General features: G+C 70.6%; 14 protein-coding genes and 1 pseudogene. 8 read left to right on the forward strand and 7 right to left on the reverse strand.

Annotated elements, in window-relative coordinates:
• Positions 1-88: 88 nt before the first annotated feature.
• Both B118_RS0125580 and B118_RS0125585 read right to left on the reverse strand, forming a co-directional pair.
• Positions 89-1,195 (reverse strand): ParB/RepB/Spo0J family partition protein, encoded by a 1,107-nt coding sequence (locus B118_RS0125580; protein ID WP_018219864.1) that lies wholly within the window; start codon positions 1,193-1,195, stop codon positions 89-91.
• 51 nt (positions 1,196-1,246) lie between these two features.
• Positions 1,247-2,764, reverse strand: coding sequence for an FAD-dependent monooxygenase (locus B118_RS0125585; protein ID WP_028193693.1), 1,518 nt, complete (start codon positions 2,762-2,764; stop codon positions 1,247-1,249).
• A gap of 216 nt (positions 2,765-2,980) precedes the next feature.
• On the opposite strand from B118_RS0125585, the gene B118_RS0125590 reads away from it, so the two are divergent.
• Positions 2,981-3,709 (forward strand): SDR family oxidoreductase, encoded by a 729-nt coding sequence (locus B118_RS0125590; protein ID WP_027645493.1) that lies wholly within the window; start codon positions 2,981-2,983, stop codon positions 3,707-3,709.
• 84 nt (positions 3,710-3,793) lie between these two features.
• Positions 3,794-4,666: an NmrA/HSCARG family protein gene (locus B118_RS0125595; protein ID WP_028193694.1), complete on the forward strand. Its 873-nt coding sequence runs from the start codon at positions 3,794-3,796 to the stop codon at positions 4,664-4,666.
• 58 nt (positions 4,667-4,724) lie between these two features.
• Here the strand turns inward: B118_RS0125595 and B118_RS0125600 are convergent, their stop codons facing one another.
• From B118_RS0125600 to B118_RS0125610, 3 genes are read right to left on the reverse strand one after another with little or no spacing between them, the layout of a single operon-like run.
• Entirely contained in the window at positions 4,725-5,342 is a 618-nt protein-coding gene (locus B118_RS0125600) for a mycothiol-dependent nitroreductase Rv2466c family protein (RefSeq protein ID WP_018811694.1), read from the reverse strand.
• A gap of 13 nt (positions 5,343-5,355) precedes the next feature.
• Entirely contained in the window at positions 5,356-5,685 is a 330-nt protein-coding gene (locus B118_RS0125605; protein ID WP_018219858.1) for a TcmI family type II polyketide cyclase, read from the reverse strand.
• A 28-nt stretch (positions 5,686-5,713) separates the two neighbouring features.
• Positions 5,714-6,499, reverse strand: coding sequence for an SDR family NAD(P)-dependent oxidoreductase (locus B118_RS0125610; protein ID WP_018219857.1), 786 nt, complete (start codon positions 6,497-6,499; stop codon positions 5,714-5,716).
• A gap of 214 nt (positions 6,500-6,713) precedes the next feature.
• Here B118_RS0125610 and B118_RS0125615 point away from each other — a divergent pair, with 214 nt between their 5' ends.
• From B118_RS0125615 to B118_RS0125640, 6 genes and pseudogenes are all read left to right on the forward strand, one after another.
• Positions 6,714-7,727, forward strand: coding sequence for a methyltransferase (locus B118_RS0125615; RefSeq protein WP_028193695.1), 1,014 nt, complete (start codon positions 6,714-6,716; stop codon positions 7,725-7,727).
• Positions 7,728-7,780: 53 nt separating this feature from the next.
• Entirely contained in the window at positions 7,781-9,292 is a 1,512-nt protein-coding gene (locus B118_RS0125620) for an FAD-dependent monooxygenase (protein ID WP_018219855.1), read from the forward strand.
• Positions 9,293-9,313: 21 nt separating this feature from the next.
• Positions 9,314-10,276, forward strand: a complete 963-nt coding sequence (locus tag B118_RS0125625) for an aromatase/cyclase (protein ID WP_028193696.1) — start codon at positions 9,314-9,316, stop codon at positions 10,274-10,276.
• Positions 10,237-11,712, forward strand: a pseudogene (locus tag B118_RS0125630) (FAD-dependent monooxygenase); the annotation flags it as partial. The gene B118_RS0125625 and the pseudogene B118_RS0125630, both read left to right, overlap by 40 nt.
• Positions 11,699-13,177 carry an FAD-dependent monooxygenase gene (locus B118_RS0125635; protein ID WP_026270753.1) on the forward strand — a complete coding sequence of 493 codons (1,479 nt, stop codon included), beginning with the start codon at positions 11,699-11,701 and terminating at the stop codon, positions 13,175-13,177. The pseudogene B118_RS0125630 and the gene B118_RS0125635, both read left to right, overlap by 14 nt.
• Positions 13,178-13,247: 70 nt before the next feature.
• The gene (locus B118_RS0125640) at positions 13,248-13,991 is read left to right on the forward strand and encodes an antibiotic biosynthesis monooxygenase family protein (RefSeq protein WP_018811698.1); all 744 of its coding nucleotides are present in this window, start codon (positions 13,248-13,250) and stop codon (positions 13,989-13,991) included.
• 64 nt (positions 13,992-14,055) lie between these two features.
• Here the strand turns inward: B118_RS0125640 and B118_RS0125645 are convergent, their stop codons facing one another.
• The gene (locus B118_RS0125645; RefSeq protein WP_018826916.1) at positions 14,056-15,939 is read right to left on the reverse strand and encodes a hypothetical protein; all 1,884 of its coding nucleotides are present in this window, start codon (positions 15,937-15,939) and stop codon (positions 14,056-14,058) included.
• Positions 15,914-16,270: a 4Fe-4S dicluster-binding protein gene (locus B118_RS0125650; protein WP_018219849.1), complete on the reverse strand. Its 357-nt coding sequence runs from the start codon at positions 16,268-16,270 to the stop codon at positions 15,914-15,916. The genes B118_RS0125645 and B118_RS0125650 overlap by 26 nt, the downstream gene beginning before the upstream one ends.
• Positions 16,271-16,274 lie beyond the last annotated feature (4 nt).

Here is a 16,274-nt window from a genome sequence, read left to right on the forward strand (position 1 = left end):
GCAGTCTCGCCGCGCTTCCGCGAATTCCGGTCGAGTAAGAGTTGACCCGGGCAGGTGGCGGCGGTCGGCCGGGGCGCGACGGGTGGCGTTACGGTCCGTCCTCCTGCTTGCGCTTGAGTTGTGCGGCGAAGAGGCTCCACTCCTCACTGATGCTGTCCGCGAGTGGGGCGATCACGCTCAGCCAGTGCGGCGGGATCGAGCCGGCGACCTCCCGCCAGCGATGTGGGGCGCCGGCGTGCCAGGCCATCCACCGAATGAACGCCCGGCCGCCTTCGGTGTACCGGATGGACGGATCGGTAGCCAGCTTGTTCGCCACCCCGGCCCAGGTCAGTGGAGCGGCCACGCGCCCCCGGCGCCGTACCGCACCAACGCGGGGGGCCGGCAACGTGGGGGTGGGCGCCGCGGCTCGCCGGGCTGGACCCGCCGGCGGCTCGACCGGGGAAAGGCGGTGCCCGGTGCGCTCCGGACTGATGCCCCGGCGCAGCCGAGCGCTCACATCATGGACGGTGCCCAGTGATACGTCGGCCTCGCGGGCGACCTGCCGCAGCGGGGCGTCCGGGTGGGCGTTGAGGTAGGCGGCGGCGCGGCGTCGGCCCTCCACGGCGGTAACCGGACGACGCCTTCCGTCCCGGCCGATCCGCTTGCCGCCGACCTCTGCCGTCCCCGGCGACCGGGTACGCAACGATGCGATCGTCTTCGCACTCAATCCGGTGATGGCGGCGAGGGCTCGGTCAGACCAGTCCGGATACTCCGACAGCACCCGGTTGGCGCCGGAGAGCCGGTCGGCCCGGGACAGCGGTAGCCCATGGGCGATGTTCGCCTGCATCGCCAGGATGAGCGCCTCGGCGTCGGTGCAGTCCAGGAAGCGTGCGGGGATGACGTGATCGCCGCGGATCCGGGCGGCCTCGAGCCGGTGCAGCCCGTCGATAACCCGCCAGCCCTCCTCCTGGACGAGGAGCGGCGGTAGCTGCGTGGTGCCGCCCGCCTCCACGAGTAACTGGACGTGGGCTCCGCTCGTGCCACCCTGCCGCAGCCGCAGGCTGGGCGACAGGGCATCCAGGGGAACGTCTCGTGCCGGCAGTCGCTCGAAGTTCTTCAGATCGAATTTGTCGCTGCCCGTCGCTTCGTCGCTGCCCGCTCTGGCGAGCCTGAAGCCTTCCGTGGCCAGCGCAGCTTGCCCGTGGTGACGAGACATCCGGTACGCCCTCCTCGGTCGCCGTTTGGGCTGAGGGTGGCAGGGGTGTCTTTAGCCGTAGTCGAGACGGGGTGGACCGGCGGCCGGCGCCGGTCCGCTCGGTCCGGTTCCGTTCTGGGGGGCGCCGAACCAGCGGGTGAGGGCGTGGGTGAGGTCGTTGGTGCTGCCGGGTGCGGTCCAGGCGAGGTAGCCGTCGGGGCGGATGAGGGCGGTGTGGAGGGTGGGGTGGGGTTGGTGGGTCCAGGTGCCGGTGATGATGTCGATGCGGTCGGTCCAGGGGTGGGCGGTGGGGTGTGCGGTGGTGGTGGTGATGAGGAGGGGGCGGGCGGGGTGGAGTAGGTCGGTGATGCGGGGGGTGTCGCCGTTGGGGAGGGTGAGTTGGTGGTGTGGGGGCATGCGTCGGCCGAGGAGGGGGTGCTCGCCCGGGCCGAGGTCGTAGCGGATGCCGAGCCCGCTACCGCGCCCGGCGAGGTGCTCGGCCGCGTCGGTGTGGGTGACCAGCTCCGCCAGCACGCTGCGGATCGGTTCCATCGCCTCGTCCCCGAGGTACAGCGACGAGGCGGCCTGCGCGTCGGCGATCAGCTGCCGTCCGATCGGGTGGCGTTCGGTGTGGTAAGTGTCGAGCAGGTCGGGTGGTGCCCAGCCGTGCACCGCCGCCGCCAGCTTCCAGCCCAGGTTAACCGCGTCCTGCAGGCCGGCGCTGAGGCCCCACGCCGCCAGCGGCGGCATCTCGTGCGCGGCGTCGCCGGCCAGGAAGATCCGGCCGCGCCGGTACTGCTCGGCCACCGCGGCCGCGTTGCCACAGGCCCACAGCCACTGTGCCGACCCGTGGTGCAGGGACTCGCCGGTGAGGCGTTGCCACGCGTCGGCGACCTCGGCGAACGTCAGTGCGTCCGGATCCGGGTTCGACGGTAGTCCCCGGTCGTGCAGCACGATGCGGTAGCGACCGTCTCCCACCGGTGTGCACACCACCATGCTGCCGCCGGGCCGCCGTTCACCGATCGGACGAGGGCGTAACTCGACTCCGGTGATCTCCGCGGTGTACATGCCCCGGGTGGCTGCGGGGCCGGAGGCCTTGATCCCGGCCAGCGCCCGGACGGTGCTCCGGGCGCCATCACAGCCGACCAGGTAGTGGGCCCGCACCTCGGTGCCTCCGCCGGGCTCGGCGAAGGCGGCGACGACACCGTTGCCCGCTTCCCGCACGCCGGTGAGCTCGTGTCGCCGGATCACCGGAACGCCCTGGGCGGCCAGCCAGTCCGTGAGCATCTGCTCGGTGCGGGCCTGCGGCAGGCCCAGGATGCCACTGTGGTCGTCGTCGAGCCGGCTGAGGTCGATGCGTACGCCGCCGAAGTGTCCCATCGGGCCCCAGCGGATGCCCGCCAACCGTGCGAGCAGGCCGCGCTGGTCCAGCGATTCGGCAGCACGCCGGTTGAAGCCGAGCGCACGGGACTCGCCGGTGGCTGCGGCGAGGCGGTCGTAGACCCGTACCCGCGCGCCGCCGAGGTGCAGTTCAACGGCGAGCATCAGGCCGACCGGTCCCGCACCCACCACGATCACATCGGTATCCATTTCCCGGACCTTTCCGCCTCGCGGCCGGATAATCGCGAGGCCAAAGTATCCGCGGACGCTCATCGGTTCAATATCGGTTGATGCTTGGGGGTAATTGTTCGACTGCGGATTTCGGCTCGGTTGAACCCACACTATTGCGTGGCAATTTCAGAGGTGCCGGATTCCGGTCGGCCGTTCAGCATGGACGCGACAGGGCGACGGAAAGGAATTGCGGACGTGCCGGTCGAGAAGATCGCGCTGATCACAGGTGCGAACAAGGGAATCGGGTACGAGATCGCGCGCCAGTTGGGGGAGCGAGGGCACATCGTCCTCGTCGGGTCCCGGGACGAGAACCGGGGCAAGCAGGCGGTGGACTCCCTGGCGGCCCAGGGCATCAGGGCGGTCCCGGTGCGCCTGGACGTGACGGATCCGGCCTCGATCTCGGCGGCTGCGGCGGAGGTCGAGCAGCGCTTCGGCCGCCTGGACATCCTGGTCAACAACGCCGGCATCGCTGGTGCCGCCACCGGTGCGCCCAGCACGGTGCGCGCCGATGACCTTCGCCAGGTATACGAGACCAACGTCCTCGGGGTGGTGTCGGTGACCAACGCCGTGCTTCCGCTGCTGCTTCGGGCGGCGACCGGGCGGGTGGTCAACGTCTCCAGCCACCTGGGCTCCCTGACACTGAACTCGCAGCCGGACTCGCCGCTGGCCGGGATCAACCTGCTGGCGTACCAGTCCTCCAAGACCGCCCTGAACGCGATCACCGTCGGGTACGCCAAGGAACTGCGTGACACGCCGATCAAGGTGAACGCGGCGAGCCCCGGAATGGTGGCCACGGACCTCAACGGCCACCGGGGAAACCGGACTCCCGCGGAAGGCGCGGCGATAGCGGTCCGGCTGGCGTTGCTGGACGAGGCGGGGCCCTCCGGCTACTGCCTCTCCGCGGACGGCGTCGTGCCCTGGTGACCGGACTTCCTCGCGGACACCGCCCCTGGTGACCGCACTTCCTCGCGGACACCGCGGGTGTGCGCGCTGCACGAAGGAGCAAACGTGCCGACAGATGCGGCGATTCTGGTGCTGGGCGGTACCGGCCGACAGGGTGGGGCGACGGCCCGCGAACTACTACGTCGAGGGTGGACGGTGCACGTCCTGGTCCGGGATCCGGACAAGCCCGCGGCCCGGGCCCTGGCGGCCGCCGGCGCCGTGCTGGTCCCCGGAGATCTCGACGACGAGGCGTCGTTGGCGGCGGCGATGACCGGTCTGCACGGGGTGTTCAGCGTCCAGACGTTCCGGACCCCGGGTGGTGTGGTCACCGAGGAACGGCAGGGTAAGGCGGTCGCCGACGCCGCGGCCCGCACCGGCGTGGACCACCTGGTCTACAGCTCCGTCGGGGGCGCGGAGCGGGCCAACAGCGTTGACCATTTCGCGAGCAAGTGGCAGGTCGAGCAGCACATCCAGCAGTTGGGCATCCCGGCGACGGTACTGCGGCCCACCATGTTTCACGAGGTTCTTCACGACACCGGTCCGCGGCTGGCCGATGGGGGGCTGGTCCTCGGTCTGTGGCTGCACCCCGAGGTGCCGTTACAGCTGATCGCGACCAGCGACATCGGCGCCTTCGCGGCGGACGCCTTCGACGATCCGGACAACTGGCTGGGGCGGCAGGTGGAGCTCGCCGGGGACGAACTCACCGGACCCGAGATGGCGGCGGCGTTCGGGCGGGTCGCTGGCCTACCGGTGCGCTACGAGCAGTTGCCGATCGGTCAGCTCCGCGCCGCCCGTCCGGATCTGGCGGCCATGTTCGACTTCTTCAACGACGGGGGATACCGCGCTGACCTGCCGGCGTTGCGCCGGATTCGGCCGGACCTGGTCAGCTTGGAGGCGTTCCTCCGGTCCACCTGGACGGCGCCGCAGCCGGGCCGGTGACCGACGGCAGGCGGGCCGCCGGCACCCGTCCCGGTGCCGGCGCCCGCCGTGGTCGCGGTCAGTTGACGACCGGCCCCTGGGTACGACTGCGCTTGAGCTCGAAGAACCCCTCGGTCGTGGCCAGCGCCAGCAGGCCGTCCCAGAGCCGGAGTGCGGCGGCGCCCCGTGGTGCCGGCGACACCACCGGACCGAAGAACGCCACGTCCCGCACCGCGATCACCGGCGTGCCGACATCGGTGCCGACGCGACCGACACCGTCGTCGTGAGTGGCGCGGAGCGCCTCGTCGTACTCGGTGGAATTCGCTGCCACGACCAGCCCGGGATCCAGGTTCGCGGCGACCAGCGCCGCCGCATAGGTGGAGCGCTGCCGGGGGGCGTTCTCGAGGTGGAACCGGGTGCCCAGCTCGGTGTACAGCCGGCCCAACGCAGGGGCACCGTACTTCTGCTCGGCGGCGACGCAGACCCGCACCGCCTCCAACGCGCCCTGCATCCCGCTCCGGTAGCGCGCTGGCAGGTCGTCGCGTCCTTCGTTGAGCAGCGTCAGGCTCATGACGTGCCAGCATGGCGTGATCGGCCGCTGCCGGGCGACCTCGAGCAGCCACCGGGAGGTGATCCAGGCCCAGGGACAGGTCGGGTCGAACCAGAAATCTACGGGGGTGCGAACCTCGTCCGACATCGCCGGCCTCCTTTCAACCGTTCGCGGCCCAGTGATAGAACCGGGTGGCCAGGGCGTCCGTGGGGGAACGCCAGGTCGCGGGGTCGTAGGGCTGGATAAGGGGCTTCAGATCGTCGCTGATCTGCAGAAAACGGGGGTCGGTGCGGGCCTGCGCGATCCGCTCGCCGCCGTCTTCGCCGTCGAAATCCTGCAGGTGAAAATAGAGCCCTCGGTAATGGAACAGCTCGCGGCGTCGGGTGCCCATGCGGTGCGGCATCTCGGTTCCGTCGAATACGCCGAAGAGCTCGGCGACCTCCGCCGACCACTGCGGACGCATTCGACCTACGATCAGGGTGCTGTACATTGTCGCGTCACCGCCCTCAGCTGCGAGATCAGTAGTTTCCGAGGCCACCACAGACGTTGATCGCCTGTGCGGTGACCGGAGCGGCCGCATCGCTGACCAGGTAACCGACGAGGCCGGCGACCTCCGCGGGGGTGGAGTAGCGGCCCAACGGGATCTTCGCCTGGAATCGCTCCAGGATCTCCGCCTCGGTCGTCGCGAAATGCGCGGCGTACCCCTGCCGGACCCGCTGCGCCATCGGCGTCTCGACGTAGCCGGGGCAGACGGCGTTGACCGTGACCCCGGTCTTGGCGAGTTCCAGCCCCAGCGCCTTGGTGAAGCCGATCACCCCGTGCTTGGACGCGGAGTAGGGCGCACCGAGCACCACCCCCTGCTTACCCCCGGTGGACGCGATGCTGATGATCCGGCCCCAGCCGCGCTCCAGCGGCTGTCCCGACCGGAGTACCTCGCGGGTGACCCGGAAGACGCTGTTCAGGTTGGTCTCGATGACGTCCGTCCAGAGCTCGTCCTCGATGGTGGCGGTCACCCCGCCGCCACTGCGCCCGGCGTTGTTCACCAGGACATCAACGTGTCCGTACTGCGCGACCGCAGCGCCCACGAGGCGCTCGACGTCGGCCTGGCGCCGGACATCCGCGCCGACGCCGGCGGCCTGGTGACCGTCGGCCCGCAGCTTGCCGACGGTCTCCTCGACGGCCGCCGGAGTTCGCGCACAGAGGAAGACCCTGAGGCCGCGGCGGGCGAGCGTCTCCGCGACCGCCAAGCCGATTCCACTGGTTCCACCGGTGATCAGCGCTACTCGCTGTTCGTGCTCTGCCATGGGGCCGCCCTTCCCGAATACGGTGTCGCGGCAGTGTGTCAACGAGTTGCGAAATATCGCTCGAGTCTCGGTGGAAAACGCTGTTCCAACCGCGTCGACTCGTCAGTTGAACAACCTGGTTGGGCTTGCCACCAGAAAACAGCCCGGCCTATCGTCTGGCATCTCACTATTGCCTCGGAGGAAAAGGATTATGTCCGCATTTCCTGCCGCTCCCGTGGTGCGGGACAATTCCGCTGCCTACCAGTTACTCGACCTGATTCAGGGCTCGGTGATCACGCAGGCGATCTCGGCCGCGGCCACGCTTGGCATCGCCGACGTTCTGGCCGCCGGCCCGTTGCCGGCGGAGGAGATCGCCAAACGCGTGGGCTCCGATCCGGAGGCGACCTATCGGCTGCTGCGTACGCTCTCCGGCTGCTCGGTGTTCACGTTGCGACCGGATGGCAGCTTCGCGCTCGCCCCGATGGGCGAGGCGCTGCGCGACGACGCGCCGGATTCCATGCGCGGCATAGCGATGCTCATGGGGCATCCGCTGCTCTGGGAGGAGTGGGGGCACCTGATCGAGTCGGTGCGTACCGGTGCGGCCAACCTACCGAAGCTGCGAGGCATGGGCGCCTTTGAGTTCCTGATGGCGAACCCGGCGTACGCGGCCGAGTTCTTCCAGGGTATGGGAAGCCTCTCCGGCGCGGAGACCGCCCCGGTGCTCGCCGCGTACGACTTCTCGCGGTTCCGTACCGTGGTGGATGTCGTTGGCGGGCGCGGCACGCTGCTGGCCGGAATCCTCGCCCAGACCGGGGGTGCCAACGGCATCCTGTTCGACAACGAGGTCGCCACCGCGGACGCACCGGCGGTCTTCGCCTCGGCCGGTGTCGGTGACCGGGTGACAATCGAGCATGGCGGCCAGTTCGACACCCTGCCGGCCGGTGCCGACGCCTATGTGCTCAAGCACGTCCTGCACGACTTCCCGGAGCCCGCCTGCCGGCAGCTACTGCACAACGTGCGGGAGGCGATCGCCCCGGACGGGACCATGCTCGTGATCGAGTATGTGCTCGAGGAGCAGAACGAACCCCACATTGGCAAGATCATTGATCTGTGGCTCCTGCTGCTGCTCGGCGCCAAGGAGCGCACCCGGCCGCAGTACACCGAGCTGTTCGCCGAGGCCGGCCTGAAGGTTACCCGGGTCATCCCGACCGCCTCACCGGTCTCGATCATCGAGGCGGTTCCGGTATGAGACTCGCCGTACCGCCGCTCCCACCGCCGCCACTGAGGAGCTGAGGTCAGCAGATGGATACGGACGTGATCGTCATCGGTGCCGGACCCACCGGACTGATGCTCGCGGCCGAGCTCCGGCTCGGCGGCGCGAGCGTCACCGTTGTCGAACGGCGTAGCGAGCGGAGCTGGGAGTCCCGCGGCATCGGATTCACGGCGCGCGCGGCGGAGGTCTTCGCGCAGCGAGGCCTGCTGGAGCGGCTGGAGAACGCCGAGATCACCCGGCAGGGGCACTTCGGTGGCATTCCGCTCGACTTCGGGGTGCTCGAGGACTCGCACTTCGGAGTCCGCGGCGCGCCGCAGTTCACCGTCGAGGAGATGCTGGAGAACCGAGCGTTGGAGCTCGGGGTGGTCCTGTGCCGGGGGCAGGAGCTGATCGAGCTGAGTGATACCGGCGACCACGTCACGGCGACCGTGCAGGGACCGGACGGCCGGATCGAGTACTCGGCGCACTACCTGGTGGGTTGCGACGGCGGCCGAAGCACCGTACGCAAGCTCTCCGGTTTTGACTTCCCCGGCCGGGACGCGACCTGCGAGATGTACCTGGCGGACGTGACCGGCTGTGATATCCGGCCGCGGATGATCGGCGAGCTGCTGCCGAACGGCATGGTCATGGCGGGGGCGCTCGGCGAGGGCTACTCCCGCATCATCGTCTGTGAGACCGGCACCCCACCGGATCGGGACCGACAGGTCACCTTCGCCGACGTGGCGGACGCCTGGCAGCGGCTGACCGGCGAGTCCATCCAGCACGGCACGGCGCGCTGGGTGAGCCGGTTCACCGACGCCACCCGCCAGGTAACCGAGTACCGGCGGGGGCGGGTGCTGCTGGCCGGGGACGCCGCCCACATTCACCTGCCCGCCGGTGGGCAGGGAATGAGCATTGGCGTGCAGGACGCGGTGAACCTCGGTTGGAAGCTGGCGGCCACGGTCCGGGGCACAGCGGACGCCGGGCTACTCGACACCTATCACCGCGAGCGCCATCCGGTGGGGGCTCGGGTCCTGCGCAATACCCGTGCCCAGGGAATTCTCAACCTCAGCGGGAACTCGGTCGAGCCGCTGCGCGCCGTGGTGGCCGAGCTCATCGCGCTACCGGTGGTGGCGCGGCACCTCTCCGGCATGGTGAGCGGACTCGATATTCGACACGACCCGGACCCGGAGGCCGCACCGCTGGTCGGAGCGCGGATTCCGGACCGCGAACTGGAGCTGGTCGGGGGCGGCCGGGACCGGATCGCCCGGCTGCTGCAGTCGGCGCGGGGTGTCCTGATCACCGCTGCGGACTCCGCGGCGACGGAGCGGTCGGCCGCCGCCTGGTCCGACCGGGTCGACCTGGTACGGGTGCGAAGTATGCCCGCCAACCTGGGCGTAGCCGGCCCGCCCCCGGAATCGGTGCTGGTCCGCCCGGACGGCTACCTCGCCTGGGTCGCGCCGGGCGGGGGCGAGCTGGTTGACGCCCTGCGGCGTTGGTTCGGTGCGGCCCGATCGACCGGTGAGTCCACCGACCCGGACCGCCTCGCGCGCGCCCACTAGACAGCCGTACCCAGGGGAGGGGTGAACGTGACCACCGATACGGTGCACGAGACGGAGCATCAGGTCGTCGTCGACGCGCCCGCCGAGCGGGTGTACGCGTTGATCGAGGAGGTCGGCCGCTGGCCGGAGGTGTTCCCACCGACGGTCCACGCCGAGTGTCTCGAACGTGACGGCGGGGCCGAGCTAATCCGGATCTGGGCGACCGCCAACGGCGCCGCCAAGACGTGGACCTCGCGGCGGCGGCACGACCGGGAGCGGTGGACCGTCTCTTTCCGGCAGGAGCGCTCGCAGCATCCGGTCGGCGGCATGGGCGGAGCGTGGGTGATCGAGCCGATCTCCGCCGGCGCCTGCCGGGTGCGGCTGCTGCACGACTTCTTCGCGGCCAGCGAGGACCCCGCCGATCTGGCCTGGATCCGGCGAGCGGTGAACCGCAACAGCACTTCGGAGCTGGCGGCGCTCAAGACGGCTGCCGAACTCGTCGCCGACCAGCGCTTCTCCTTCGATGACACCGTGCCGGTCGCCGGTAGTGCCGCGGAGGTCTACGACTTTCTCAACGACGCCCGGCGCTGGCCACTGCGGCTCCCGCACGTCGCTCGGGTGGTGCTGGGGGAGGAGACACCGGGGCTTCAGGTGCTGGAGATGGATACCCGCACCAAGGACGGGCCGGTGCACACGACGCGCTCGGTCCGGGTCTGCGAGCCGCACCGCGGCATCGTCTACAAGCAGATCGTCCCGCCCGCCCTGCTGACGCTGCACCTCGGTCGCTGGTTGATCGAGGAGCAGGGCCCGGGGCGGGTGCTGGTCACCTCCCGGCATACGGTGCGGATCAATACCGCGCGGATCGCCGAGGTCCTCGGGCCGGGGGCCGACCTGCCGGCCGCGCGGGAGTTCGTCCGAAACGCCCTCAGTGCGAACAGTCTGACGACCCTGCGGGCCGCGAAGGCGTATGCCGAGGGCGCCGGCGGGGGACGGGTAGTGCCGTGACGGTCACCCCGGTCGTCATCGTCGGCGCCGGCCCGGTCGGGCTCCTGCTCGCCGGCGAGCTGGGTCGGGCCGGGGTGCCGGTCGTCGTCGTGGAGCGGCTGGCCGAGGCGATGACCGAGTCACGGGCGAGTCAGCTCTCCACGCTCACCGCCGAGCTGCTGCACGAGCGGGGCCTCGATGCACTGCTCGCCGAGGCCGGGCACGAGTCGCGGGCCCACTTCGCCGGCCTGGGATTTGAGCTGTCCGAGCTGGACAGTGCGTACCCGGGTAACTGGAAGGTGCCGCAGTACCGGACCGAGGCTGTGCTCGCTGAGTACGCCCGGCGTTGGGGCGCGACGGTGCTGCGGGGGCACGAACTGACCGGGCTCACCGCCGGGTCGGGCCATGTGGTCTGCCAGCTCCGGGGGCCCGCGGGACGGCAGCGCCTCGATGCGGGTTTCGTGGTCGGCTGTGACGGGTCGGACAGCGCGGTGCGCCGGCTGTGGGATTTCCCGGTGTCGGCGGCGGCGGCGACGAGGGAGCTGTTGCGGGCGGACGTTACCGGGCTTCGGATCCGGGACCGTAGGTTCGAGCGGTGGCCCGGCGGGCTTGCGGTGGCGGCGACCCGAGCCGGTGTCACCCGGGTGATGGTGCATGTGGCCGGCCAGCCGGTGCCCGCCCGGGTGGGGCGGCCGGAGTTCGGTGCGGTCGTCCGGGCCTGGGCGGCGGTGACCGGCGAGGACCTCTCCGGTGGGACTCCGGTCTGGCTGGATGCCTTCGACAATTCCCGGGGGCAGGTCGGTGCGTATCGACGGGGTCGGGTGTTGCTGGCCGGGGACGCCGCCCACTGGCACCTTCCGATCGGTGGCCAGGCGCTCAACGTCGGACTCCAGGACGCGGTGAACTTGGGCTGGAAGCTGGCGGCGACGGTGCGCGGCTGGGCCGCACCCGGGCTCCTGGACAGCTACCACGACGAGCGGCACCCGGTCGCGGCGCGGGTGCTGGAGCACGTCACCGCGCAGGAGACGCTGCTGCTGGGCGGAGCGGAGGTCGAGCCGCTCCGGGCGATCCTGGCGGAGCTCGTCGGCCTGCGGCCGGTCCGCGATCATTTGGCCGAGACCGCCGCCAACCTGAGGGACCGGTCTGGCCCACCTGGCCCGTCGCCGATCGGGCGGCGGGCTACGAAGCTACGGTTGCGAACCGACTCGGGGCCGCTTCCGTTGGCTGACTCCGAGCCCGTCATTGTCCGGCTCAAACCCGGTACGGACGGTCCGCACCGTGCTGCGGTCCGGACCGTGCGCGCCCGTTGTGACGGTGGTCCTCCCCTGGACGCCACCGCCCTCCTCCTGCGCCCAGACGGCTACATCGCCTGGGCCGGCGACGACGAGGAGGGCCTGGAACAGGCAATCGAGAAGCTGCTGTGGGTGGAAGGTAGGAAGGAAAATGCCAGACTTTGACGCAGACGTCATCATTGTTGGGGCCGGCCCCACCGGGCTCATGCTCGCCGGCGAACTGCGCCTCGCCGGGGTCGAGGCTCTCGTCCTGGACCGGCTAACCGAGCCGACGAAGCAGTCTCGCGCGCTCGGCTTCTCGGCCCGGACAATCGAGGAGTTCGACCAGCGTGGACTACTGCCCCGCTTCGGCGAGCTACAGACCATCCCCTTCGGCCACTTCGGTGGGCTGCCGCTGAACTTTCAGGTGGTACCCGGCGGCTCGTACGGGGCCCGGGGTAAGCCGCAGTCACTCACCGAGGGGATCCTGACCGGCTGGGCCACCGAACAGGGCGCCGAACTCCGCCGGGGCCACGAGGTGACCGGGCTGCGGGAGATCGACGGGGGCGTCGAGCTGGATGTCGACACCCCGACGGGCTCCACGCGTCTGCGGGCCCGGTACGTGGCCGGCTGCGACGGTGGCCGCAGCACCGTACGGAAGTTGGTCGGAGTGGACTTCCCCGGCACCGATGCCACAATCGAGATGTGGTTTGCCGACGTGGCGGGCTGTGCGCTGCGGCCCCGATTCTCCGGCGAGCGGGTACCCGGTGGAATGGTCATGGTGCTTCCGCTGGGCCCCGAGGTCAACCGGGTGGTGGTTTACGAACGCGGCATGACCCGGCGTGGCGAGGGGGCGCCGAGCTTCGAGATGATCGCCGCCGCCTGGAATCGGTTGACCGGTGAGGACATCAGCGGCGGGAACCCGCTGTGGACCAGTTGGACCACCGACGCCAGCCGGCAGGCGGCGGAGTACCGGCGTGGCCGGGTGTTCCTGCTCGGCGACGCGGCGCACATCCACCTGCCGGTCGGCGCGCAGGGGATGAGCGCGGGCATCGGCGACGCCGTCAACCTCGGCTGGAAGCTCGGCGCGGCGATCAAGGGTCATGTTCCGGACGGTTTGCTGGACACCTACCACACCGAACGGCACCCGGTCGCCGCCCGGATCCTGACCAACACCCTCGCACAGCGCATTCTGTATCTGGGCGGCGACGAACTGGACCCGATGCGGGCGGTGATGACCGAGCTGCTCGCCTACGAGGAGGCCCAGCAGCTGCTGGTCGGCATGGTCACCGGGCTGGACATCCGCTACGACGTCGGAGCGGACGACCAAACGCTGCTCGGCCGGCGGCTGCCCGACACCGAGCTCACCGGTGACTTCGGGCCGGTCGGCACCGCCCGGGCCTTCAGCTTCCTGCACAGCGGCCGAAGCGTCCTCCTCGACCTGGCCGGCGATGCCGAGCTGCGCGCGGTGGCGGCGCCGTGGAAGGACCGGGTTGACGTGGTCACTGCGACCGCGCCGCCCGCCGGTGCGTTGGCGGAGGTCAACGCTGTGCTGGTGCGGCCGGACGGCTACGTCGCGTGGCTCGGCTCGAAAGCTGCGGACAGCACCGGCCTGTCGGAGGCCCTCATCCGGTGGTGTGGCCGGCCCTGACCGGCCCACCCAGCCCGAAAGTCCCGCGCGGCGTAGGCCCGCCGCGGGTCCCAGCGGAGCGAGGAGACGCATGCCCTACATCGACCCCGAAAACGGCTACCTGACGGTCATCAACCTGTTCAAGACCGACACCCCCGAGCGAGTGGATCGACTCGTCGGCGAGATGCGGGCGATCGTCGACACCGCGAACTACCCCGGTTGGATCTCCAGTACCGTGCATCGGGGCCGGACCGAGCCGGGGACCGCCAACTTCATCCAGTGGCGCGGCAAACAGGATCTGGAGTCGCGGTACGCCGGCGACGAGTTCAAGCACCGTACGGTTCCGGTGTTCCACGAGATCACCACCTTCATCCGGTTGCTGCAGACCGAGGTGGAGGTGAGCCAGCGCCACCCCACGCTCGGTGCGGTCACGGAGATCTCACCGGCCCGCGACGACTACACGGTGATTGAGATCCTCGGCGTGGCCCCCGCCGATCAGGACCAGCTGATCGGCACCCTCGGCGCGGCCCATCAGTGGCTGGTGGACGTACCGGGCTATCGCTCGCAGAGCCTGCTCCGCGGCATTCGGGCCCGGGGCGTCCAGGGCGGTGGCAGTGGTCTGACCGCCGTCGGCGAGGAGCGGGACTTCGTGGTGGTCTACTCCCAGTGGGACAGCCCGGAGACCTTCGACGCGTTCCGCACCCGACCCGCCGCCGACCAGCCCGCGGCCAGCCGCAGGTCGCTGGAGAAGCGGAACGCCCTCACAACCACCACCAGCTGGAACACCTATCGGGTCGTCCACACCCGGTCCAGCGCCCAACCCGCGTCGGCCTGACCTTCCCCGGCATTCGGTCGCGGCCCGTGGCGGAGCACGGGCCGCGACCGAATGCCGCACAGCGCTACTGGCCGGTGATGTTCGCCCAGTGCCACTGGCTGTCGAAGGCGGCCACCTCGAGGTCGGTGCCGGTGGCGGCCAGCGTGGCCGCCTGGGTCGTGGCGATGGCGATGAAATCCGAGGCCCGATGCGCGGCGAGCAGGTCCTGCTCGTCGAAGGGCCGCCCCGCACAGCGCAGCAGCCGCAGGTCGACGAAGCCGGCGAAGGCGCGGCCCAGCACCACCACCGGCTGCGGGCTGCGGATGCTGAACCGCACCCGGGCGGCGATGTGACCGTGGTGGTGTTGGTCGGAGTGGTACGCGAGATCCGGGATGGTGGGCGGGGCGAAATAGTCGCGGTCCACCACCTCCGGTACGGGCGGCAGGTTGCCGGCGAGAAAGTGCCAGGAGTTGTACTGCATACGCGCGGCCATCGACCAGGCGGCGTCGGCCAGGTGCGCGGCGGAGTTTCCGAAGTGCCGCCGGGCCGCTGGCGCCGGCACCACGCAGCAGAAGAAGTGCGGGATGTCCCAGGAGACGATCGTGGCCCACCGCTCGTCCCGCAGCGCCCCGACCAGCCTGGTCAACGACCGCATTCCCCGGCTCATCGCGAAGTCGGCGTCGAAGACCGTGGTCGCCGCGGCGACGGTTTCGTACACCAGGGACTCCAGCCCGGTCCCGAAGTCGCCCCGCGGTTCGGCCAGCCAGCCCGGCGACGCCGCCACGGCAGCACCCAGCTCGCGCAGGGTCTCACCGGAGATGGGGAGCCGGTCGCGCAGGTGGGCGCTGAGCCTCGCCTCCGTGCGCCGGGCCCGCCCCGGGTCCGGCCCGGCGACCCGCTCGATCTTGTGCATCAGGGGCCCGTGGATGTCGCGGTAGAGCTGCACCCTGGTGCTGATCTCCCGACGGCGGCGAGCGACCGCCACCGCCAGCGCGTCGAGTGCCGTCACCGTGGCCGAGCTGGCCGGCGGCACCGGATCACCGCCGGGGATCTCGTTGTAGGCCACCCGGGTTCGTTCCAGGAGGTGGGCCACGTGGTCGAGGGTCAGCTGGGTACCGTTCGCCTCCTCGATCCGGGCGTACCCCGCCGACCGGACCAGCAGCGTGAGCGACACCACCAGCAGCACGTCGTCGTCGGCCCACAGGTCGAGTGGGACGGTGACCAGCGCGCTCAGTGCGCAGTCCGGATGCCCCGGCCACAGCGTCTTGCCGGTCAGGGTGTTTCGGTCGCGGAAGTTGGTGTACTGCCGGTCACCGCAGTAGAACACCACCGGAGCTGTGCGGCGTACCGCCTCGGTCAGCTCCGCGAGCAGCTTCGCCCGGCCGTCCGACCGGGCCTCGGCGAGCCAGTGGCGGCAGTCGGCGACCGAGTCGTGTAGCCGGGTGGTGGCAGCGGTGAGCTCGGCCTGGTGGGCGGCCAGGTCCCGGGTCGACCACGGCACCCTAAGCACCCCGCCGACCAGGTCATCCGTGCTGGTCAGCGGCCCCTGGGACGGAACCCGTACGGCAATCCGGCCGCTTCTGGTCAGCCCCACCTCGCCGAGGAAGGCCGTACCGGCGCGGTCCGCCGGTCGGGCGGGCGGATCGTCCCCGCGCCACGACCGTCCGAAGAGCACCCGGATCGCGCACTCCGCTGCGGTGGGCAGCGCCCGTAGTTGGATCTCGGCCGGAACGTGCCCGCCGAGGGTCAGCAGCGTCTCCACCGCCACCGCCGGGTTCGGCGCGGCTGTCGCCTGCTGCCAGACCCGGTTTAACAGGCCGGGGAAGCCGGCATCGCTGCCGACCGGATAGTCGGGTGTGGTGGTGGCGCCGGCCTTCCGGCCGAGTCGGCTCGGCCGTCGGCTCTGCCGCGCCTTCGCCAGGGCAGCTCGGCGGGACAGTCCGCTATCCGGCTCTACTGGCAGTGTCATGCCCATCCTCCGTGGTCAGGCCGATGTGATCCCAGAGCTGGTCGTCGGTTGGTGTCCACTGCGGATCGGGGTAGATGCAGTCGACCGGACAGACCAGTACGCACACCGGGCAGCCGGAGCACAGCTCGGGGACGATCACGACGTCGAGTCCCCGATCGAAGATCGCCCCGAACTCGGGCGGGCAGTTGCGTAGGCAGGTGTCGCACGTGATGCACTCGGATTTCTCGATCCGGCGCGGTGGCTTCTTCCACGCCTCGTTGCGGGTGCGCTGCGTGATCCGCGCGTCCCGCGCGGCGCCTGCCCGGGCAGCGGCCTCTCGTGTCCACGGCATCCTG

Source organism: Salinispora pacifica CNR114 (assembly GCF_000514775.1).
Taxonomy (GTDB): domain Bacteria; phylum Actinomycetota; class Actinomycetes; order Mycobacteriales; family Micromonosporaceae; genus Micromonospora; species Micromonospora pacifica.